Origin of the sequence: Amycolatopsis plumensis, from assembly GCF_042652605.1 — a bacterium.
In the GTDB taxonomy this organism is placed as follows: domain Bacteria; phylum Actinomycetota; class Actinomycetes; order Mycobacteriales; family Pseudonocardiaceae; genus Amycolatopsis; species Amycolatopsis plumensis.
The window spans coordinates 1463981-1484213 of the sequence record NZ_JBHSJY010000001.1 but is presented as its reverse complement, the minus strand read 5'-3'; the positions used below and the strand labels follow the sequence as shown (position 1 = coordinate 1484213).

Genomic DNA, 20233 nt, shown 5'->3' with positions numbered 1-20233 from the left:
GCCGGTGACCGCGCGCCCGGTTTTCCCGGGTGCGACCCTGGAACCATGAACCGCCTCGCCAGCGCGACCAGCCCCTACCTGCTCCAGCACGCGGACAACCCGGTCGACTGGTGGCCGTGGGGACCCGAAGCGCTCGCCGAGGCGAAACGGCGGAACGTGCCGATCCTGCTTTCCGTCGGGTACGCCGCCTGCCACTGGTGCCACGTCATGGCGCACGAGTCGTTCGAGGACGCCGGGACCGCGGCCCTGATGAACGGGAACTTCGTCAACATCAAGGTCGACCGCGAGGAGCGGCCGGACATCGACGCGGTGTACATGGCCGCCACCCAGGCGATGACCGGCCAGGGCGGCTGGCCGATGACCTGTTTCCTGACCCCGGACGGCGAGCCGTTCCACTGCGGCACCTACTACCCGCCGTCGCCGCGGCCGGGGATGCCGTCGTTCCGGCAGCTGCTCGCCGCCGTCGTCCAGGCGTGGCAGGAGCGGCCGGACGAGCTGCTGGACGGCGCGAAGCAGATCGTCGCGCACCTCGCCGAGCAGACCGGGCCGCTGCAGGAGTCCGTTGTGGACGAAGCGGTGCTCGCCGGCGCGGTCGGGAAGCTCCAGCAGGAGGCGGATCCGGTCAACGGCGGGTTCGGCCGCGCGCCGAAGTTCCCGCCGTCGATGGTCCTGGAGTTCCTGCTGCGCCACCACGAACGCACGGGTTCTTCGGTTGCGCTGTCCCTGGTGGACAAGACGGCCGAGGCGATGGCCCGCGGCGGCCTGTACGACCAGCTGGCCGGCGGCTTCGCGCGCTACTCCGTCGACGCCGAGTGGATCGTGCCCCACTTTGAGAAGATGTTGTACGACAACGCGTTGCTCCTGCGCTTCTACGCCCACCTCTGGCGGCGCACCGGCTCGGCGACGGCATTGCGGGTCGCGACCGGCACGGCGGAGTTCCTCTTCGAAAGCTTGCGGACGCCCGAAGGTGGCTTCGCGTCTTCGCTGGACGCCGACACCGAAGGCGTCGAAGGCCTGACGTACGTCTGGACGCCGGAGCAGCTGCGTGAGGTGGTCGGTGACGACTCGGCCGCTGAACTGTTCGGCGTCACTCCCGAAGGCACCTTCGAGGAAGGTGCGTCGACGTTGCGCCTGTTCGGCGACCTGCCCGAGCCACTGCGCGTCAAGCTCCTGGAGGCGCGCGCGAAGCGACCCCAGCCGGGCCGGGACGACAAGGTGATCGCGTCGTGGAACGGCCTGGCGATCACGGCGCTGGCCGAAGCGGGGGTGGCCCTGGATCGTCCACAGTGGATCGAATGGGCGGTCGAGGCGGCCGGGTTGCTGCTGCGGGTGCACGTCGTCGGCGGACGGCTGCGGCGCAGCTCGCGCGACGGCGTCGTCGGCGAGTCCGCCGGGGTGCTGGAGGACTACGCCTGCGTCGCCGACGGGTTCCTCGCCCTGCACCAGGCGACCGGTGAGGCGCAGTGGCTCACCGAAGCGACCCGGCTGCTCGACCTGGCGCTGGCGCACTTCGCGTCCCCGGACGTCCCCGGCGCGTATTTCGACACGGCCGACGACGCGGAGACGCTGGTGCAGCGCCCGGCGGACCCGGGGGACAACGCGAGCCCGTCGGGAGCGTCCGCGCTGGCCGGCGCGCTGTTGACGGCGTCCGCGCTCGCGGGGTACGACAGCGCGGCGCGCTACCGGGAGGCGGCCGAGCAGGCGCTGCGCCGGGCCGGGGTGCTGGCCGGGCGGGTGCCGCGGTTCGCCGGGCACTGGCTGTCGGTGGCCGAAGCGCTGCAGGCCGGCCCGGTGCAGGTGGCGGTCGTGGGCGCCGACCCGGAGCTGCTTCGCGCGGCCGCGCGGGGCGTGCACGGCGGCGGCATCGTGCTGGCCGGCGAGCCGGACGCGCCGGGCGTCCCGTTGCTGGCCGACCGCCCGCTGGTCGGCGGCGCCCCGGCGGCGTACGTGTGCCGGGGGTACGTCTGCGACCGTCCGGTCACCTCCGCCGAGGAGCTCACCGCCCAGCTCTGATCGCCCTGGGAGAACGCGGTGTCGGTCCCCGGTGTCTTCGGCGTAACTTCGGTAGCGATGTAATCATGTAATCCCGGAGGTACGACATGGGACGCGGATGGCGCGGAAGCCGAGGCTGGCAGCAGGCCGAGGTACCACCGGCGGACGACGCGGCGGCCTGGTTCGGCGGCCGCCTGCCCGACGGCTGGTTCACGGGCGCACCGGAGGTCACGGTCGACCGCGAAGAGATCATCGTGGTCGGCGAGCTCCCGGCGTTGACGGAGGAGTACCCGGACGACGCCGCCCGCGCGGCGGCCGAGGAGGGCCGGATCAGCCGGTACCGCGAGGAGACGCGCGACGAGCGCATCGAGATCGCGCGGCAGGCCGAGCACCGCTACCAGCGCAAGGTGGCCTGGGGCGCGCGGCTGGGCGGCACGACGGCGCTGTTCACGACGCACTCGGCCCCGGTGATGACGCGCTTGCGCCAGCCGGAACGCCTGGTGCTGGACACGCTGGTGGACGCGGGCGTGGCCCGGTCGCGCTCGGACGCGCTGGCGTGGGCGGTGCGGCTGGTCGGCCAGCACGCGGACAGCTGGCTGGGAGAGCTGCGAGAGGCGATGACCAAGGTCGACGACCTGCGCGCGAAGGGCCCGGACCTGGGCTGAGCTGAGCGCCAGGAATGACTCATTCCTGGCGTGGGGCGCAGTGAATGACTCATTCCTGACATCCGGGAGCGCCACTCCCGCAAGCGGCGCTCCCGCTCCCCACCGGAGCCGGGCCCGGGCCGCGCGGTGCTGCCCCCTCGGCAACACCCCGCGGCCCGGCACTCTCCCGCGGCTGGTCGTGAGTGGTAAAGCGGGTTAGAACCCGCCTTACCACTCACGACTGCGTCAGTCGGCGATCAGCACCGGTTTCCGGAACCCGGCCCCCAGCTCCCGCTGCCGCCGCACGAACCACGCGCCGGGGGCGATTCCGGTCGCCCCGTGCTCCGGGTGGATCAGCCACGCCGGGGCCGTGTTCCGGAACGCCGCGATGGCCAGCCGTTCGGGGTCGTTCAGCCACGTCAAGATGCGGCACGTCCCGCGGTCCGCGACGAGCGTGTGCGGGTTGTTGCCCGCTTCCCCGCGCACCAGTTCGCGCCCTTCCGCCGGCAGGTCCCACCAAGAGCCCCGCGTGGGCGCCGAGCCCAGCAACGCCAGAGGCAGCACGATCAGGTCACCCTGGGCCTGGAGCCCGTCGATCACCGGCACGGTGACCTGGCGGTCCAGGTGGTCGAGGACGTCGAGTCCGGTCCGGTCCAGCAACTCCGCAAGAAACATGTGATCACCTCGAGAAATCAGGTCCGGCGCTGCAGGCACGCGTACTGGGCTCCGGTGAGCCCGTACGACCAGCCGGCCGCGTCGAGGGGATGGTCGAATTCGGCGGGCACGCGCAGCCCGTAACGGCGGCGGGTGCCGTCGCGCTCCACCGAGCCGTTCACCGCCAGCAGCAGCCGCGAAGGCGCGTGCCACTTCTGCGGCGGCAGGTCGTAGAGCTGCAGTTCACAACCCGGGTTGCCGGGATCGGGCGCCCGGCTCAGGATCCGCAGCCCGGCCTGCTCGATGTACGCCGTCCAGCCGAGGTGCTCGACGGCGCAGCGGCGCACCTCGACGTTGAACTCGCGGTTGATCCGGTCCGCGGTGGGGTCTTCGATCACCCACGACGGCACCCGCGTGCCGTGCCAGGCGTACACGCCCCAGCCGTCGGGGTAGACCACCGCAGGCCCGGACTCGCTGTGCAGCCGCGAGCCGTCCGTGCGGATCGCCAGTGGCCGTTCGGCGACGACGCAGACGCCGTCTCGCGGCCACCACCAGCCGCAGGAGCGGACGAGGGCCGCCCACAGCTCCAGCTCCGGGTCACCCGAGTCCGGCGTCACCCAGTAGGCGTCCTGCTGGCCGTACCAGTACAGGCCGAGCGACTCCCGGATGCCGGTGCGGATCAGGCCGGCGATGGCGTCTTTGATGGTCTGCTGCGCATCGGGAGACAGCGCGCGACGGCGTTTCCGCAGCGCGGCCACCCGGGTCGCCATGCGGGCTTCCACCGGTTCCGTGGACCGGTCCGGCACCGATCGCAGCTGCGGCACGGCCGCGCTCGGGGAAGCGACCCAGACGAACCGGGGCGGTGGCTCGCCCAGCAGGGCGTAGAGCCGGCTGATGGCGTCTTCGGCCGCGGGACGATCCGCGGGATCCGTGCAGAAGGCGTGGTTCAGCCACTCGGAAAATTCAGGGAATCGGCGGTCCGGCCGCCGCGGGGCGCTCAAAGCGCGAGGGCGCGCACGCCCTTTCGAATCGACATGCCCCGATCATGACAGCCGGTTCGCCGATCGCGCAAGCCTGGACCCGGCACCTCTTTCCCGCCTAGAGTTCATCGTGCCCGCGGTCCGTGCCGCGGATCCGCCGTCGCACCGTCTTTCCCGTGAAGGATGTGTTCATGGACGGCAGGTTCACCCGGCGGCAGCTGATGAAGGGCGGACTCGCGGTGGCGGCGGTGCCGCTGCTCCCGGCGGTCGCTTCGGCGGCGCCCCGCATCGACGTACCGGCGCTCCCGTGGCCGGCGGCGAACGACATCGTCGCGAACACGACGATTCCCGTGTTTCCCGATCGCAGTTTCCCGATCACCGGTTACGGCGCGAAGAACGACGGCAAGACCGACAACACCGAGGCGATCAGGAAGGCGATCGACGCCTGCGCCACGGCCGGCGGCGGCCACGTGATCGTGCCCGGCGGCGGCAGTTTCCTGACCGGCGCCGTCCACCTGAAGAGCAACGTCGATCTGCACCTGGAAAAGGGCGCGGTCCTCATGTTCAGCGGCGACGCCGCGAAGTTCCCGAACGTCCTGACGCGCTACGAAGGCATCGAGTGCGTCAACCGTTCGCCGATGATCTACGCACACGGGCAGAAGAACATCGGCCTCACCGGCAGCGGCACGCTCGACGCGGCGGCCACGTCGTCGTGGAACAAGGGCAGCGACCGCGCGTACCTGGAATCCCTGGTGGCCAAGGGAATCCCGCCGGAGAAGCGGGTGGTGCCGGGTTCGGGCCACACGATGCGCTCGGCGTTCGTCGAGCCGTACGCCTGCGAGAACGTGCTGATCCAGGGCGTCACGCTGAAGAACTCCATGTTCTGGCAGCTGCACCCGACGCTGTGCCGCAACGTCACGGTCGACGGCGTCAGCACCGACCCGAGCACCGCGCACAGCAACACCGACGGCTGCGACCCGGAGTCGTGCGACCACGTCGTCATCGCCAACTGCAGTCTGGGCGCGCACGACGACAACATCGCCATCAAGTCCGGCCGCGACGCGGACGGGCGCCGGGTGAACGTCCCGTGCCAGAACCTCGTGGTCGTGAACTGCGTGATGAACGGCAACTGGGGCGCGATCACCTGCGGCAGCGAGCAGACCGGCGGGATCCGCAACGTCTACGCCTACCGGCTCACCGTGAAGGGTGACACGAAGTTCGCGCTGTACGTGAAGTCCAACACGCTGCGTGGCGGGTTCTCCGAGAACATCAACCTCGACAGCGTGTCCGGCACCTTCGCGCGGAACTTCGTGTTCGTGACGTCCACCTACAACAGCCAGACCGGCAGCTTCGTCCCCTCGTTCGGGCCGTTCACGATCAGCAACTGCTCGAGCACGAAGATCGCCGGTAAGACCTTCGACATCAGCGGGCTCTCGAACGCCCACGTGCACGGGTTCGCCGTGGCGAACTCCACGTTTGAAGGCGTGGCGGACACGTCGAACACGCTGAAGTACGTGGACAACGCGCGCTTCACGAATGTGACGATCAACGGCGAGCCGATCTGAACCTGCGGGATCGCCCGCGCTGCGGCAGGCTTACTACCAACGAGTAGGAAGCCTGCCGTTCGTCCTTTCCGGAGGTAGCCGTGGACGTCCCCGAAGTGCCCTCGAAGGTGGATCCGGACGCACTGACCGCCGTCCTCGACGGTCGCTGGGCCGAGCTGCGCCGCGGGGTGCGGGCGCAGATGGCCGACGCCGAGTTCCGGGACCCGGTGGACCTCGGCATCGAGGCGCACCGCGCCCAGGTGCTCGACCAGCTGCGCGCGCTCGCCGCGACCGACCGCCCCGGCCTGGGCTTCGACCCGGCCTACGGCGGCGGTGGCGACGTCGGCGGCTCGGTGACGTCCTTCGAGCTGCTCGGTTACGGCGACCTGTCGCTGATGGTGAAGGCCGGCGTCCAGTGGGGCCTGTTCGGCGGCGCCGTCCAGCTGCTCGGCACCGAACGCCACCACGAGCGCTACCTGCGCGGGATCATGAACCTCGACGTGCTGGGCTGCTTCGCGATGACCGAGCACGGCCACGGTTCCGACGTCCAGCACCTGCGCACCACGGCGACCTACGTGGACGGCGGGTTCGTCATCAACACGCCGGATTCGATGGCCCGCAAGGAATACATCGGCAACGCCGCCCGCGACGGCCGGCTGGCGGTGGTCTTCGCGCAGCTGATCACCGGCTCCGAGGAGCGCGGCGTGCACGCGTTCCTCGTCCCGATCCGCGACGAAGACGGCACACCGATGCCGGGAGTGTCCATCGAGGATTGCGGGCCGAAGGCCGGGCTCAACGGTGTCGACAATGGACGGCTGGCGTTCGACAACGTCCGCGTCCCGCGCGAAGCCCTGCTGAACCGCTTCGGTGACGTCGCCGAAGACGGGACGTACTCGAGCCCGATCGAAAGCGACAGCCGCCGGTTCTTCACGATGCTGGGCACGCTGATCCGCGGCCGGGTCAGCGTCGGCGGCAGCGCGGGGAGCGCGACCAAGCGCGCGCTGGCCCTGGCCGTCCGCTACGCCGAGCACCGGCGCCAGTTCATGAAGCCGGACGGCGACGAGGTCGTCATCCTCGATTACCTCGGCCACCAGCGGAAGCTGCTGCCGGCGCTGGCCAAGACGTACGCGCTGAACTTCGCCCAAGAAGAGCTCGTGTCGAAGCTGCACGACATCGACACGTCGGCGCCGGAGGAGGAGCAGCGCGAGCTGGAGTCGCGCGCGGCCGGGTTGAAGGCCCTCAACACGTGGCACGCGACGGCGACGATCCAGGCCGCGCGCGAGGCCTGCGGCGGCGCGGGCTACCTGGCGGAGAACATCCTGCCGGGCCTGAAGGCCGACACCGACGTCTTCACGACGTTCGAAGGCGACAACACGGTGCTGCTGCAGCTGGTCGCGAAGGGCCTGCTGACCAGCTACAAGCAGGACTTCGAAGATCTCTCGCCGCTGGCGACGGCCCGGTTCTTCACCGATCAGGTGGTCAACACGCTCCTGGAGCGGACGTCGGTCCGCAAGGCACTCGAGTCGCTCACGGAAGGGTCCGACTCGGACGTCTTCTTCCGCCGCGAGTGGCAGCTGCGGCTGTTCGAGGACCGGGAAGAGCACGTCGTCGAAGGCGTGGCGAAGCGCCTGCGCAAGGCGGCGTCGGACCCGTTCGGCGTGTTCAACTCGGCGCAGGACCACGTGCTGCGCGCGGGCCGCGTCCACGTCGAGCGGCTGGTCCTGGAGGCGTTCGTGGCCGGCATCGAGCGCTGCGAAGACCCCGACGCGCGTTCACTGCTGGAGCGCGTCTGCGACCTGTACGCGTTGTCGGCGATCGAAGAGGACCTGGCCTGGTTCCTCGGCCACGGCCGCCTGACGGCCTCGCGCGCGAAGGCGATCACGTCGGCGGTGAACCGGCTGTGCTCGGAGCTGCGCCCGCACGCGCGCACGCTGGTGGACGCGTTCGCGATCCCGGAGCAGTTCCTCGCGGCGCCGATGCTGACGTCCTGACGGTGGTGACCCAGGCGGGTGGCCGGTATCGGGGACCGGCCACCCGCCCGGGAGCCTTCACGACCGGCGGTGCTTGCGGTCGTCGTCGGTGACTTCGAACTGCTCCTTGCGGACCTTGCCGGACACGGTCTGCTCGTCGCTGACCGTCTCCTTCCGCAGGCGCGCCCGCTCGACGGGCACGGTTTCCTTGCGCACCACCGGTTTCTCGGCGTGCAGGACGACGTCCTGCTCGGCCTCGCCGATCTCCGCCGGTCCGTCGCCGCGGGTGATCGGCTCCCGTTCGATGCGCACCTCTTCGTGCCGCACCGGCACGGTGACCTGCTGCTCTTCGGTGACGACGTACTTGCGCAGCCGCACGTGCCCGGTCTCGACCTGCTCGGTCCCGACGTTCAGCCGTTCCTCGGAGCGCGTCATGGTGCGGTCGTCGCGCTTCCCGCGCTCGCCCGTGGCGGCCTTGTCCCGGCCCATCCGCCCGTCCGGCGACATGCGCGGCACGGGGAGGCCGTAGTGCTGGTAGAGCTGCGTGCTCTCTTCGGGCGAAAGGTGCCCGTCGGCGTCGATGCGGGGCGCGTCGGACACGCTTTCCTTGTCGACCTGGACGTGGACGCCGTCCTTGTCCGTGTGCGCGCCGGAGAGCGGGACGAAGCTCTCCTTGGTGCCGAACAGGCCGGTCTTGACCGTGATCCACTCGGGCTGGTGCGTCGCGTCGGCGAGGTAGACGTTGCCGACCTTCCCGAGCTTGTTGCCTGCCGGGTCGACCACGGCGCTGTCGATGAGTTCCTGGGGCTGCAGGGTCCTGGCCATCGCGGTCGTGCTCCTTCCACAGTCGATTCCTTGGTGAGGCCACCGTCGGCCGCGCCGGCGGCCCCGGCAACCGTCGTGGTGTCCCCGTGGGTGACCCCCGAACGTGATCGTTTGAAGCGCCGCCCGCTGGCCAGACCGGGTGCTGTCCGCAGGTCGGGTGCGGTACCGCCGGCGTGACCGGCGGCCGGGAGGGGGACGCGAAGGTGTGGACCTGAATTTCGGCGTGACCGGCGTCACGCGGGGTGCTGTCACAACGCCGTCGCCCGGGTCGTCAAGGGGGTGAAGCAGACGATGGAAGGGGAACGGCCATGGAAGCCCGGATCAACATGTTCGAGAACGAGATCACCGGCAAGTTCGTCAAGCGCCTGATCGCGGCGTCCCGCCCGGTCGAGGAGTCCTCGCTGCCGCACGCGACCCAGGAGCTGGTGAAGATCCGCGCCAGCCAGATCAACGGCTGCGGCATGTGCCTCGACATGCACACGAAGGACGCGGCGGCGGCCGGCGAGACGGCGGTCCGCCTGGCGATGGTGGCGGCGTGGCGCGAAGCGGTGGTGTTCACCGAGGCGGAGCGCGCGGCCCTGGCGCTGGCGGAGGAGGGCACCCGCCTGGCGGACGCGCACACCGGCGTCAGCGACGAGACGTGGGCCGCGGTGCGCAAGCACTACGACGACGAGCAGATCGGGGCGCTGATCGCGCTGGTGGCGACGATCAACGCGTGGAACCGGGTGAACGTGATCGTCCGCAACCCGGCGGGCGAGTACCAGCCGGGGATGTTCGGCTGAGGACACTCGGTTGGAGTCAGGAGAAAGCGCGGCCCCCGCTCGAAATCGAGCGGGGGCCGCGCTTTTGCGTTTCCGGATCAGGCGTACATGGCCAGCCAGATCGCGATGTAGTGCGAAACCGCGGCCAATACCGTGCAGGCGTGGAAGAACTCGTGGTACCCGAAAGTCTCCGGCCAGTGGTTCGGCCACTTCACGGCGTAAAAAACCGCACCCAGCGTGTAGAACAACCCGCCCACGCACAACAACACCAGCGCGGCGACCCCGGCGTGCGAAGCGAGCTCGGGGAAGACGAACACCGCAACCCAGCCCAACGCGATGTAGATCGGCACGCCGAGCCACCGCGGCGCGTGCGGCCACAGCATCTTCAGCGCCACCCCGGCGATCGCGCCGCCCCAGACGATCGACAGGATCACGTAGCCCGTCGGCTTCGACATCGCCAGCAGGGTGAAGGGCGTGTACGTCCCCGCGATGAACAAGAAGATCATCGAGTGGTCGGCGCGCTTCATCCACTTGTACGCGCGCGGGCTCCAGAACTTGCGGTGGTACAGCGCGCTCACGCCGAACAGGCCGAGCACCGTCAGCCCGTACACCGACGTCGCCAGCGCGGCGACCGGGGACACTGTGGACGCCGCCAGGCTGATCAGCGTCGCCGCCGCGACCAGGGCACCGAAGAACGTCCAGAAGTGGATGTGCCCGCGCAGCCGGGGGCGGAGGTCCACGACAGGCTCAGGTGGTTCCGTCATCAGGCTCACCCATCCAGGTTACGGCAGCGTAGGTTCTCCGGCAGTGCTCAAGTCACACGCCTCACACCGGGGTGCGTAGGCTGACTCGACGTGAGTGTTCGCTCCTTCTTGTCCGACGTCGTGTACAGCGCCTACGGCAGGCGCCTCATCCAGCAGGCCGCCGGCCGGCATCCCCGGCACATCGCCATCATGCTCGACGGCAACCGCCGGTGGGCCCGGGAAGCGGGCTTCGCGGACGTTTCGGACGGTCACCGCGCCGGGGCGAAGAAGATCGCGGACTTCCTGAGCTGGTGCCGGGAGGCCGAGGTCGAGGTCGTCACCATGTGGCTCCTGTCCACCGACAACCTCAACCGCGACCCGGACGAGCTCACGCCGCTGCTGAAGATCATCACCGACGTCACCGACGAGCTCGCGGCCCCCGGCACGCCGTGGCGGCTGCGGATCGTCGGCGCGCTCGACCTGCTCCCCGCCGATGTCGCAAAGCGACTGAGCGAGGCCGCCGCCCGGACCGAGGGGCGCAGCGGGATGGAGGTCAACATCGCGGTCGGCTACGGCGGGCGCCAGGAAATCGCCGACGCCGTGCGCAAGCTGCTGCGCCAGCACGCCGACGAGGGAACGTCCATTCACGAGCTGGCGAAGATCCTCGACGTCGACCACATCTCCGAGCACCTCTACACCTCGGGCCAGCCGGACCCGGACCTGATCATCCGGACCTCGGGCGAGCAACGGCTTTCCGGGTTCCTGCTGTGGCAGTCCGCGCACTCGGAGTTCTGGTTCACCGAGGCGTACTGGCCCGCGTTCCGCCGGGTCGACTTCCTGCGTGCCATCCGCGACTACGCCTGGCGGCACCGCCGGTTCGGCTCGTGAAACACTCGAAAAGCCGCTGGTCACCGGCCCTGGAGCGCACCGAGAGTTGATTTCGGACGACCGACGGTGAGGTGACGATCTGGCGAATCACCGTGTTGGCTCCCTGCGCGATCCCGCATTCGTGGGTACCTTCCGAGGTGAGGGCGCGCGTTCCGTGCGGGTCCTCGCGGGAGGCCCTGGTCGTGGCGGTGATCGAGGGGGCGGCTCAGCCGCCCACGAGACGCTCGAGGGGGCCGGCACCCGGCCCTCGTGGCCGCGCCACCTGACCCCGGTCAGGAGGAGTGGTCCAGCCAGGGAGGTGCCCGGCCCAGCGAGTGCGGGCGTGAGGTGCACACGCCCTCGAGGGAGATGCCGTCGTGACTGCGCAGCGTTTGCCCCGTAAGGCCTCTGGCCGCTCTTCGACCGGTGCCGTTTCCGGCCCGGAGAAAGTCCCGACCTCGCCCGAATCCCAGCAGCACATGTACGTGCTCGACACGTCGGTCCTCCTTTCGGACCCGTGGGCCGTGACTCGGTTCGCCGAGCACGCCGTCGTGCTGCCGCTGGTCGTCATCAGTGAACTGGAGGCGAAGCGCCACCACCCGGAGCTGGGCTGGTTCGCCCGGGAATCCCTGCGCATGCTCGACGACCTGCGCCGGCAGTACGGCAGGCTCGACGCGCCGCTCCCGATCGGGGACCACGGCGGCACGCTGCAGGTGGAGCTGAACCACTCGGACCCGTCGGTGCTCCCGTCCGGGTTCCGGACCGACTCCAACGACCACCGCATCCTCGCCTGCGCGCTCAACCTCGCGGCCGAGAACCAGGCGGTCACGCTGGTGACGAAGGACATCCCGCTGCGGGTCAAGGCCGGGGCCGTCGGTCTCGAGGCGGACGAGTACCGCGCGCAGGAAGTGACGCCGTCCGGCTGGACGGGCATGGCCGACGTCGACGTCCAGCAGGAGGTCATCGACGCGCTCTTCGGCGGCAGCACCGTCGACCCGGTCGAATGGGGCATGGACGAGCTCGCCGGGCTGCCCTGCCACACCGGGCTGCGGCTGCTCGCGGGCAGCTCCAGCGCGCTCGGGCGGATCACGGCGGACAAGCGCATCCGGCTGGTGCGCGGCGACCGCGAGGCGTTCGGCCTGCACGGCCGCAGCGCCGAGCAGCGCGTCGCGCTCGACCTGCTGCTCGACTCCGACGTGGGCATCGTGTCGCTGGGCGGCCGGGCCGGCACCGGCAAGTCGGCGCTCGCGTTGTGCGCGGGCCTGGAGGCGGTGATGGAACGCCGTCAGCACCGCAAGGTCGTGGTGTTCCGGCCGGTCTACGCGGTCGGCGGCCAGGACCTCGGCTACCTGCCCGGGTCCGAGAGCGAGAAGATGCAGCCGTGGGCGCAGGCGGTGTTCGACACCCTCGGCGCGCTGGTCAGCCAGGACGTCCTCGACGAGGTCTTCGACCGCGGCATGCTCGAGGTGCTCCCGCTGACCCACATCCGCGGCCGCTCGCTGCACGACACGTTCGTGATCGTCGACGAGGCCCAGTCGCTGGAGCGCAACGTGCTGCTCACGGTGCTTTCGCGGCTCGGCACGGCGTCACGGGTGGTGCTCACGCACGACGTCGCCCAGCGTGACAACCTGCGCGTCGGACGGCACGACGGCGTCTCGGCGGTGATCGAGAAGCTGAAGGGCCACCCGCTGTTCGCGCACGTCACGCTGACGCGCTCGGAGCGGTCGCCGATCGCCGCCCTGGTCACCGAAATGCTGGAGGACCACGGCTGACCGAGTGGCTCGTGAGTGCGTAACAGTGTTCTAACACTGTTACGCACTCACGACGGCCCTGGTAGTTCTTCTCGCCCTTGCCGGGCTTCCGGTGAAAGACCCGCTCGGGCGCTATGCGGTCGATCCGGCGCTGGGCATAGTGGGCCGGATGGGGCCGGAAAACCTTTCTCGTCGTGAGCTTCTCGTCCGCAGTGGTGCCGCCGCTGCCGCGCTGACCGTGGCCGGGGCGGGGGTGGCCGAGGCCGAACCGGACGCCGGACCGGGCGGGGTGGTGCTGCGGGAGGGCACCAACATGGCCGCCGCGCTGTCACCGGACGGCCGGTGGATCGCGGTCGACCTGGTCACCGGGATCTGGGTCCTGCCCGCGGGCGGCGGCCGCGCCCGGCGGCTCACCGACGACCTGCAGGACGCCACCCTCCCCAGCTGGTCGCCGGACGGCCGCCGGATCGCGTTCCAGTCGTACCGCGACGGCAACTTCCACCTGTACGTCGTCGACGCCGCCGGCGGGCCGCCGCGCCGGCTCACCAGCGGGCGGTTCGACCACCGCGAGCCCGCGTTCTCGCCGGACGGCACCAAGCTCGCCTTCAGCAGCGACCGCGACGGCAGCTACGGCATCCACCTGCTCGACGTCGCCTCCGGAGCGATCAGCACGGTGGTGTCCACCGCCGACGAAGAGGCGTCGCCGCGGTGGTCGGCCGACGGCACGAAGCTCGTCTTCACGGTGAACGACACCGCCATCGACGTCGTCACCCCGGCCACGGGCGCCCGCACGCGCCTGGTCACCGCGACCGGCACCGACAAGCTCTACGGCCCCGCCTTCGGCCCCGGCGACCAGCCCAGCTACCTGCGGCTGCGCGGCGCCGAAGCGGACCTCATGCTCGGCGACCGGCAGCTCACCCAGGGCGAGGACGTCTTCGGCTTCCCCGCCAACTGGACCGGGTCGGCCGTGCTCTACACCGCCGACGGGCACCTCCGGCGGCGCGAACTTTCCGGCGCCGTCAAGGACATCCCGTTCGAAGCGGGCGTGTCCACGGCTCCGCGTGACTACCGGCGGCGAATCCGCGACCTGGATTCGGCCGCACCGAAGCCCGTCCGGGGCCTCGCCGGTCCGGTGGTGTCCAAGGACGGCAAGCGGATCGCGTTCCGGGCCCTCAACGCGATCTACGTCGTCGCGGCGGCCGGAGGCAGGCCGCAGCGGCTGATCGGCGACGGCTACTTCAACTCCGACCCGGACTTCCACCCGGACGGCACGAAGCTGCTCTACACGAGCGACCGGCTCGGCACCGCCGACCTGTGGGTGCGTGACCTCGGCACCGGCCAGGACACCGTCCTGACCCAGCAGGCGGGCGCGCAGGTAGCGCCGCGGTGGTCGCCCGACGGCGGCCGCGTGGCCTACGCCGACCAGGACGGCGCCACGTGGGTCTACGACGTGGCCGCGGCCACGGCCCAGCAGGTGACGCCGCCGCTGTTCATGCCGGGCCGGCCCACCTGGTCGCCCGACGGGTCGGTGCTCGCGCTGGCCGCGGTGAAGCCGTATTCGCGGCGGTACCGCGAAGGCACCAGCCAGATCCTCACGGTCGACCTGAAGACGCACGAACTCCGCTACGCCGAGCCGATGCCGTTCCGGTCGCTCGCCACCCGCGGCGACGACGGTCCACTGTGGTCACCCGACGGGCGGTACCTCGCGTTCACGGTCGAAAGCGTCGCCTGGATCGCCCCGGTCGACGGCGGTGGACGGCTGATCGGGGCGCCGCGGCAGGTCACCCACGACGTCACCGATTCCTTGGCCTGGCGAGGGAACGACACGCTGGTGTACCTGTCGAAGGGGCAGCTCAAGGCCCAGAAGATCACCGGTGGCGAGCCGCGCACGATCCGGCTCGACTTCACCTGGGCTCGGCCGCGCCCGCCGCGCCGGACCGTCATCCACGTCGGCGCGGCGTGGGACGGCGTCGCCCGGACACTGCGGCGGGACGTCGACATCGTCGTCGACGGCGGCCGGATCGCCGACGTCCGGCCGCATCAGCACGCACCGGGGACCGTCGACGCGCGTGACCTGACCGCCATGCCCGGGCTCGTCGACCTCCACAACCACTGGCACCTGCGCGGCCGGCAGTGGGGCGACCGGCAGGGCAGGCTGTGGCTGTCCTACGGCATCACCACGACCCGCTCGCCCGGCGACCCGGTGTACCAGATGCTGGAGACGCGCGAAGCCCTGGAATCCGGAAACCGGGTCGGGCCGAGGTACTTCGGCACCGGGGAAGCCATCGACGGCTCCCGGATCTACTACAACTTCATGCGGCCGACGCTTTCGCCCGAGCAGCTCGATCTGGAGCTGTCCCGCGCGGTCGAGCTGGAGTACGACATGATCAAGACGTACGTCCGGCTTCCCGTGGCGTACCAGCAGGCCGTGGTCCGGGCCGCGCACCGGGCGGGCATCCCGCTGTCGTCGCACTACCTGTACCCGGCGGCGAACATCGGCATGGACGCGATGGAGCACACCGGTGCCACCAACCGGCTCGGCTACTCGCACACGGTCAGCCGGATCGGCCGGTCGTACCAGGACGCGATCGCGCTGTTCGTCCGCTCGGGGATGTCGATCACGCCGACGCTGTTCACCTCGAGGGCGTTGTACGCGGACGACAAGTCGCTGGTGACCGACGAGCGCACCGAGGTCCTCTTCCCGCCGTGGGAGTACCAGCAGCTCAAGACCACGGCGGACACCGCGGGCAACCCGGAGAACGCCTACCTCCGCCAGGTCCTCGCCGGGAACGTCGACATGGTGCTGCGGATCCACCGGGCGGGCGGGTTCGTGGTCACCGGCACCGACTCCCCGCTGGACAACGTGGCCGTGTCCACCCACCAGAACCTGCGGGCGATGGTGGCGTTCGGGTTCACGCCGTACGAGGCGCTGACCACCGCCACCCGCAACCCGGCGCGGTGGCTGGGCCTGGAGGACCGGATCGGGGTGCTCAAGCGAGGGGCGTACGCCGATCTGTCGCTCGTCAGCGGCAACCCGCTGCAGGACATCAAGGCGGCCGCGAACGTCCGTTCCGTGCTGGTCGGCGGGGTGCTGCGCACGGTCGGCGAACTGCTGGCGCCCTACCGGAACCAGCCGAGCCCCCGGGCGGCCACCGAAGTGGCGCCCGCGGCCCGGTCAGCGGAGAAACAGCACTGGTGGCACGTTCCGGAGTGGTCCGAACACGTCTGCTGCGCGGGCTGAGCACCCTCCCGCAGTTGTCGTGAGTGCGTAACAGTGTTCTAACACTGTTACGCACTCACGACCGCGGTCACCAGCCGGAGGGGAGGGGGCGGCCTTCGGCGAAGCCGGCCGCCGACTGGACACCCAAGACCGCGCGCTCGTGGAACTCTTCCAGGGTCCGCGCGCCCGCGTAGGTGCAGGACGAGCGCACGCCGGAGCCGATCGAGTCCAGCAGGTCCTCGACACCCGGGCGCTGCGGGTCCAGCGACATCCGCGACGACGAGATGCCCTCTTCGAACAGCGCCTTGCGCGCGCGGTCGAACGAGTTGTCCGTGCGGGTCCGCGCGCCCACCGCGCGCTTCGACGCCATGCCGAACGACTCCTTGTAGGGGCGGCCCTGCTCGTCGAACCGCAGGTCGCCGGGGGATTCGTAGGTGCCGGCGAACCACGAGCCGACCATCGCCGCGGACGCGCCGGCGGCCAGCGCCAGCGCGACGTCACGCGGGTGGCGGACGCCGCCGTCGGCCCAGACGTGCTTGCCCAGCTCGCGCGCGGCGGCCGCGCAGTCGGCGACCGCGGAGAACTGCGGGCGGCCCACGCCGGTCATCATCCGGGTGGTGCACATCGCGCCCGGCCCGACGCCGACCTTGACGACGTCGGCGCCGGCCTGGATCAGGTCACGCGTGCCCTCGGCGGTGACCACGTTCCCGGCGACCACCGGGACCTGCGGCGACACCGACCGGACGGCCTTCAGCGCGGCGATCATCTTCTCCTGGTGCCCGTGCGCGGTGTCGACGACCAGCACGTCGACGCCGGCCTTCAGGACCGCCTCGGCCTTGGCCGCGACGTCGCCGTTGACGCCGACCGCGGCGGCGACGCGCAGCTTGCCCGCGTCGTCGACGGCCGGGGTGTAGATCTCCGCGCGCAGAGCGCCGACGGCGGTGAGGACGCCCGCGAGCCGGCCGTCGGCGTCGAGGCCGAGCGCCAGCTGGGCGCCGTGGCTGTTCAGCAGCTCGAACACCTCGCGCGCCGACGTGGTGAGCGGAACCGCGACGGTCGGCGGCTGCGCGACGTCGGCGAGCCGCGCGAAGCGGTCGACACCCGCGCAGGCCGCTTCGTCGACGATGCCGACCGGGCGGCCTTCGCCGTCCACGACGACGACAGCGCCGTGGGCCCGCTTGTGGACCAGGTTGAGGGCGTCGGCGACCGCGTCACCGCCGGTGAGCACCAGTGGCGTGTCCCACACCGTGTGGCGGCTCTTGACCCAGCCGACGATCTCGGCGACGGCGGCGCTGTCGACGTCCTGCGGCAGCACGACCAGCCCGCCGCGGCGGGCGACGGTCTCGGCCATCCGGCGGCCGGCGACCGCGGTCATGTTGGCGACCACGATCGGGATCGTCGCACCGGTGCCGTCCGCGGTGGCGAGGTCGACGTCGAAGCGGGACTCCACGTCCGAACGGTTCGGCAGCAGGAACACGTCGTCGTAGGTCAGGTCGTGGGCAGGCCGGTGGCCGTCGAGGAAACGCACGAGTCACCAGACTACCTGCCGGGCCCGTGGCAGGATCGGGGGCATGAGCCGCCGCGACCGGGACGCCGAGGGACGGGCACGCAACGCACGGCCGCGCGACGGCCTCGGCCGGCCGCTGCCGTACGGCGCGGACGGCGTCGAACGCCAGCCCGAAGGCATCGAGCGCACCCCCGCGCAAACGCTCGCGGAGGCCCAGCGGCTGCTCGACGACGGCAAGCCGTTCCACGCGCACGAGGTCTTCGAAGACGCCTGGAAGACCACCGACGGCCCCGACCGCGAGCTCTGGCGCGGCCTCGCCCAGCTCGCGGTGGGCCTGACGCACGCGGCGCGCGGCAACAACGTCGGCGCGGCGTCCCTGCTGGAGCGCGGGGCGGCGAACATCGAGCCGTTCCGGGACGGCCCACCGCACGGCATCGACGTCGCCGGGCTGCAGGAGTGGGCGCTCGCGCTCGCGGCCGAAGCGAAGTCGCGAGTCCGGGTGTCGCCGAGCGCGCCGCGGCTGACGTGCTGACGGCCCTCGGGGCCGCGGTCATTGCGGCGATGGCCTCGCTGGTCGGCGTGACGCTGGGCGCGCTGCTCGAGCCGCTGAAGCTGAACGCGGCGCGGCGGGCGAAGCTGCGGCAGGACCGCGCCGACCGCTGTGCCGGGCTGATCGAGGCCGCGACGCGGGCTCGCAAGCACATCGTCGACATCAACGTGATCCACCGTCGCCGGCGGCTGCACGAAGAGGCCGAGACCGATGCACAGCGCGAGATCGAGTTCGAAGACGCGTACTACACGGCTCGCACCGAGATGCGGGCGTTCTACGGGCTGCTCGTGATGAGCGGGCCGGACGAGCTGGTCGAGCAGGCGAACGTGCTCCGCCGGAAGGAGATGGAGCTCCACCACACCCGGTGGGAGCTCGACGACGACGGGAAGTTCGACCGGAGATTCCTGCCCACGCCGGTTCGGGAGGCCAGCGCCGCCTTCGACCGGGCGATCGAGGAGTTCGCCCTCGTCGCCCGGAAGCACACCTCCTGAAGTGTCACTTTCCCTATGAAAGTTCCGCCTGGGGCTGTTCCCAGCCGTCCGACGCGGCCTTCTCGGCGCCGATCGTCGTGCCTTCGCCGTGTCCGGTGTGGACCTTCGTCGCCTCCGGGAGCGCGAAGAGCTTTTCCCGGATGGACCGCACGATCGTCGGGTAGTCCGAATAGGACCGGCCGGTGGCGCCCGGGCCGCCGTGGAACAGCGTGTCGCCGGTGAACAGGACACCCAGCTCCGCCGCGTACAGGCACACCGCGCCCGGCGCGTGCCCCGGGGTGTGGATGACGCGGAGCTCGGTGCCCGCGATGGTGAGCTTCTGGCCGTCGGCCAGTTCGCCGTCCGGGGCGCGGTCCGGGTGCGTGAGGTCCCAGACGACCCGGTCGTCCGGGTGCAGCAGGATCGGCGCGCCGGTCGCGGCCGCCAGTTCCGGTGCGGCGTTGACGTGGTCGTTGTGCGCGTGGGTGCAGACGATCGCGGCCAGCTTCCGTTCGCCCACGACGTTGGCGATGGCCTTCGCGTCGTGTGCCGCGTCGATCACGATCACCTCCGTGTCGTCGCCGAGGAGCCAGACGTTGTTGTCGACGTCCCAGCTGCCCCCGTCGAGCCGGAAGACGCCAGAGGTCACCAGGTTCTGCACGATCGCCGTCATGCGCCCGACCCTAGATGAGTGATTCCGTGAAGTTGGTGTTAGGGCCTGTATCGAAGTCGGCTCGGGCAGTTGAGCTGGAGTCGGCTGGGTTGGGCGTGTTGGTGACCGGAAATGGGTGAGGTCTCCGGTAGTTGGTTCGTCGACCAAGAAGAACCTAAGTACTACCGGAGACCTCGTGGACACCTTAGCGGTGGCGGGGCGGTTCGACCTGACTGACGAGCAGTGGGCGGTGCTGGAGCCGTTGCTGCCGGTGCCGTCGCGGCCGGGTCGGCCGTCGTTGTGGAGCAGACGGCAGTTGATCGATGGGATCCGGTGGCGGGTGCGCACCGGTGCGCCGTGGCGGGACATGCCCGAGGTTTATGGGTCGTGGGCGGCGGTTTATGGGTTGTTTCGGCGGTGGCAGCGGGCGGGGGTCTGGCAGCGGATTTTGACCGCGTTGCAGGCTCTGGCCGAAGCCCAGGGGCGGATCACGTGGGATGTCAGCGTGGATTCCACGATCGCGCGGGCTCATCAGCATGCCGCGGGGGCGCGGAAAAGGGGGATCTGCAGGTCGAGCCGCCGGGCGGGGTCACCGTCGAGCCGGAGGATCATGCGTTGGGCCGGTCTCGCGGTGGCCTGACCACGAAGCTGCATCTGGGCTGTGAGCAGGGCCAGAAGCCGTTGTCGATCGTGCTGACCGCCGGGCAGCGCGGCGACAGCCCGCAGTTCATCCCCGTCCTGGCCGGGATCCGGGTGCCCCGGCTGACCGGTGGTGGGCGGCCGCGGACGCGTCCGGACCGGGTCCTGGCGGACAAGGCTTACACCTCAAAAGCCAACCGGGCTCACCTGCGCGGACGTGGGATCAAGGCGACCATTCCGAGCAAGGCTGATCAGGACGCGCACCGCAAGGCCAAGGGGTCGAAGGGCGGCCGGCCACCGGCCTTCGACCCCGAAACCTACAAACAGCGGCACGCCGTGGAATGCGGCATCAACCGGCTCAAACGCCACCGTGGCGTGGCCACCCGCTACGACAAACTCGCCGTCCGCTACGAAGCCACCGTGCACGTCGCCGCGATCAACGAATGGCTCTGACCCACTTCGAT

17 protein-coding genes are annotated in these 20233 nt (G+C 70.7%); 11 read left to right on the top strand and 6 right to left on the bottom strand.

Annotated features, from left to right (window positions below):
- The first annotated feature begins 45 nt into the window (after positions 1 to 45).
- Positions 46 to 2013: a thioredoxin domain-containing protein gene (locus tag ACFPLC_RS06670; RefSeq protein WP_378207249.1), complete on the top strand. Its 1968-nt coding sequence runs from the start codon at positions 46 to 48 to the stop codon at positions 2011 to 2013.
- Between the two features lie 86 nt (positions 2014 to 2099).
- Complete coding sequence (locus ACFPLC_RS06665) at positions 2100 to 2657, top strand: hypothetical protein (RefSeq protein WP_086842098.1); 558 nt, start codon at positions 2100 to 2102, stop codon at positions 2655 to 2657.
- A 225-nt stretch (positions 2658 to 2882) separates the two neighbouring features.
- Here ACFPLC_RS06665 and ACFPLC_RS06660 read toward each other — a convergent pair whose 3' ends face one another.
- Complete coding sequence (locus ACFPLC_RS06660) at positions 2883 to 3311, bottom strand: hypothetical protein (protein ID WP_378207252.1); 429 nt, start codon at positions 3309 to 3311, stop codon at positions 2883 to 2885.
- A 17-nt stretch (positions 3312 to 3328) separates the two neighbouring features.
- Positions 3329 to 4291, bottom strand: a complete 963-nt coding sequence (locus ACFPLC_RS06655) for a DUF6745 domain-containing protein (RefSeq protein ID WP_378207255.1) — start codon at positions 4289 to 4291, stop codon at positions 3329 to 3331.
- 170 nt (positions 4292 to 4461) lie between these two features.
- On the opposite strand from ACFPLC_RS06655, the gene ACFPLC_RS06650 reads away from it, so the two are divergent.
- The gene (locus ACFPLC_RS06650) at positions 4462 to 5835 is read left to right on the top strand and encodes a glycosyl hydrolase family 28 protein (protein ID WP_378207258.1); all 1374 of its coding nucleotides are present in this window, start codon (positions 4462 to 4464) and stop codon (positions 5833 to 5835) included.
- An 80-nt stretch (positions 5836 to 5915) separates the two neighbouring features.
- Positions 5916 to 7805 carry an acyl-CoA dehydrogenase family protein gene (locus ACFPLC_RS06645; RefSeq protein ID WP_378207260.1) on the top strand — a complete coding sequence of 630 codons (1890 nt, stop codon included), beginning with the start codon at positions 5916 to 5918 and terminating at the stop codon, positions 7803 to 7805.
- 57 nt (positions 7806 to 7862) lie between these two features.
- Here the strand turns inward: ACFPLC_RS06645 and ACFPLC_RS06640 are convergent, their stop codons facing one another.
- A complete protein-coding gene (locus ACFPLC_RS06640) occupies positions 7863 to 8609 on the bottom strand; it encodes a DUF2382 domain-containing protein (protein ID WP_378207263.1) in 747 nt (248 codons plus the stop codon).
- A gap of 308 nt (positions 8610 to 8917) precedes the next feature.
- Here ACFPLC_RS06640 and ACFPLC_RS06635 point away from each other — a divergent pair, with 308 nt between their 5' ends.
- A complete protein-coding gene (locus tag ACFPLC_RS06635; RefSeq protein WP_378207266.1) occupies positions 8918 to 9391 on the top strand; it encodes a carboxymuconolactone decarboxylase family protein in 474 nt (157 codons plus the stop codon).
- Positions 9392 to 9468: 77 nt separating this feature from the next.
- On the opposite strand, the gene trhA is transcribed toward ACFPLC_RS06635, so the two are convergent.
- The gene (trhA, locus tag ACFPLC_RS06630) at positions 9469 to 10134 is read right to left on the bottom strand and encodes a PAQR family membrane homeostasis protein TrhA (protein ID WP_378207269.1); all 666 of its coding nucleotides are present in this window, start codon (positions 10132 to 10134) and stop codon (positions 9469 to 9471) included.
- Positions 10135 to 10224: 90 nt separating this feature from the next.
- On the opposite strand from trhA, the gene ACFPLC_RS06625 reads away from it, so the two are divergent.
- The 3 genes from ACFPLC_RS06625 to ACFPLC_RS06615 all read left to right on the top strand — a co-directional run bounded on the left by ACFPLC_RS06625 (position 10225) and on the right by ACFPLC_RS06615 (position 15972).
- The gene (locus tag ACFPLC_RS06625) at positions 10225 to 11001 is read left to right on the top strand and encodes an isoprenyl transferase (RefSeq protein WP_378207272.1); all 777 of its coding nucleotides are present in this window, start codon (positions 10225 to 10227) and stop codon (positions 10999 to 11001) included.
- Between the two features lie 458 nt (positions 11002 to 11459).
- Positions 11460 to 12752, top strand: a complete 1293-nt coding sequence (locus ACFPLC_RS06620) for a PhoH family protein (protein WP_191314883.1) — start codon at positions 11460 to 11462, stop codon at positions 12750 to 12752.
- Between the two features lie 148 nt (positions 12753 to 12900).
- On the top strand, positions 12901 to 15972 hold the full coding sequence (locus ACFPLC_RS06615; RefSeq protein ID WP_378207276.1) for an amidohydrolase family protein: 3072 nt from the start codon (positions 12901 to 12903) through the stop codon (positions 15970 to 15972).
- Positions 15973 to 16039: 67 nt separating this feature from the next.
- Here ACFPLC_RS06615 and guaB1 read toward each other — a convergent pair whose 3' ends face one another.
- Positions 16040 to 17479, bottom strand: a complete 1440-nt coding sequence (gene guaB1, locus ACFPLC_RS06610) for a GMP reductase (RefSeq protein WP_378207279.1) — start codon at positions 17477 to 17479, stop codon at positions 16040 to 16042.
- Positions 17480 to 17522: 43 nt separating this feature from the next.
- Here guaB1 and ACFPLC_RS06605 point away from each other — a divergent pair, with 43 nt between their 5' ends.
- Complete coding sequence (locus ACFPLC_RS06605) at positions 17523 to 17990, top strand: DUF309 domain-containing protein (RefSeq protein ID WP_378207282.1); 468 nt, start codon at positions 17523 to 17525, stop codon at positions 17988 to 17990.
- Positions 17915 to 18499, top strand: coding sequence for a hypothetical protein (locus ACFPLC_RS06600; RefSeq protein WP_378235728.1), 585 nt, complete (start codon positions 17915 to 17917; stop codon positions 18497 to 18499). The genes ACFPLC_RS06605 and ACFPLC_RS06600 overlap by 76 nt, the downstream gene beginning before the upstream one ends.
- Before the next feature lie 13 nt (positions 18500 to 18512).
- Here ACFPLC_RS06600 and ACFPLC_RS06595 read toward each other — a convergent pair whose 3' ends face one another.
- Positions 18513 to 19151, bottom strand: a complete 639-nt coding sequence (locus ACFPLC_RS06595; protein WP_378207287.1) for an MBL fold metallo-hydrolase — start codon at positions 19149 to 19151, stop codon at positions 18513 to 18515.
- Positions 19152 to 19341: 190 nt separating this feature from the next.
- Here ACFPLC_RS06595 and ACFPLC_RS06590 point away from each other — a divergent pair.
- Positions 19342 to 20222, top strand: a protein-coding gene (locus ACFPLC_RS06590) for an IS5 family transposase (protein ID WP_417281639.1) whose coding sequence is annotated in 2 segments (ribosomal slippage) — positions 19342 to 19735 and positions 19735 to 20222 — 882 coding nt in all. Because the reading frame shifts where the segments join, the coding sequence is not laid out codon by codon here.
- The last annotated feature ends 11 nt before the right edge of the window (positions 20223 to 20233 follow it).

What these genes read in the sequence shown, in the direction of transcription:
- ACFPLC_RS06670 (WP_378207249.1), top strand. Translation starts at nt 46, where the DNA reads ATGAACCGCCTCGCCAGCGCGACCAGCCCCTACCTGCTCCAGCACGCG.
- ACFPLC_RS06665 (WP_086842098.1), top strand. Translation starts at nt 2,100, where the DNA reads ATGGGACGCGGATGGCGCGGAAGCCGAGGCTGGCAGCAGGCCGAGGTA.
- ACFPLC_RS06660 (WP_378207252.1), bottom strand. Translation starts at nt 3,311, where the DNA reads ATGTTTCTTGCGGAGTTGCTGGACCGGACCGGACTCGACGTCCTCGAC.
- ACFPLC_RS06650 (WP_378207258.1), top strand. Translation starts at nt 4,462, where the DNA reads ATGGACGGCAGGTTCACCCGGCGGCAGCTGATGAAGGGCGGACTCGCG.
- ACFPLC_RS06640 (WP_378207263.1), bottom strand. Translation starts at nt 8,609, where the DNA reads ATGGCCAGGACCCTGCAGCCCCAGGAACTCATCGACAGCGCCGTGGTC.
- ACFPLC_RS06635 (WP_378207266.1), top strand. Translation starts at nt 8,918, where the DNA reads ATGGAAGCCCGGATCAACATGTTCGAGAACGAGATCACCGGCAAGTTC.
- trhA (WP_378207269.1), bottom strand. Translation starts at nt 10,134, where the DNA reads ATGACGGAACCACCTGAGCCTGTCGTGGACCTCCGCCCCCGGCTGCGC.
- ACFPLC_RS06620 (WP_191314883.1), top strand. Translation starts at nt 11,460, where the DNA reads ATGTACGTGCTCGACACGTCGGTCCTCCTTTCGGACCCGTGGGCCGTG.
- ACFPLC_RS06615 (WP_378207276.1), top strand. Translation starts at nt 12,901, where the DNA reads ATGGGGCCGGAAAACCTTTCTCGTCGTGAGCTTCTCGTCCGCAGTGGT.
- ACFPLC_RS06605 (WP_378207282.1), top strand. Translation starts at nt 17,523, where the DNA reads ATGAGCCGCCGCGACCGGGACGCCGAGGGACGGGCACGCAACGCACGG.
- ACFPLC_RS06595 (WP_378207287.1), bottom strand. Translation starts at nt 19,151, where the DNA reads ATGACGGCGATCGTGCAGAACCTGGTGACCTCTGGCGTCTTCCGGCTC.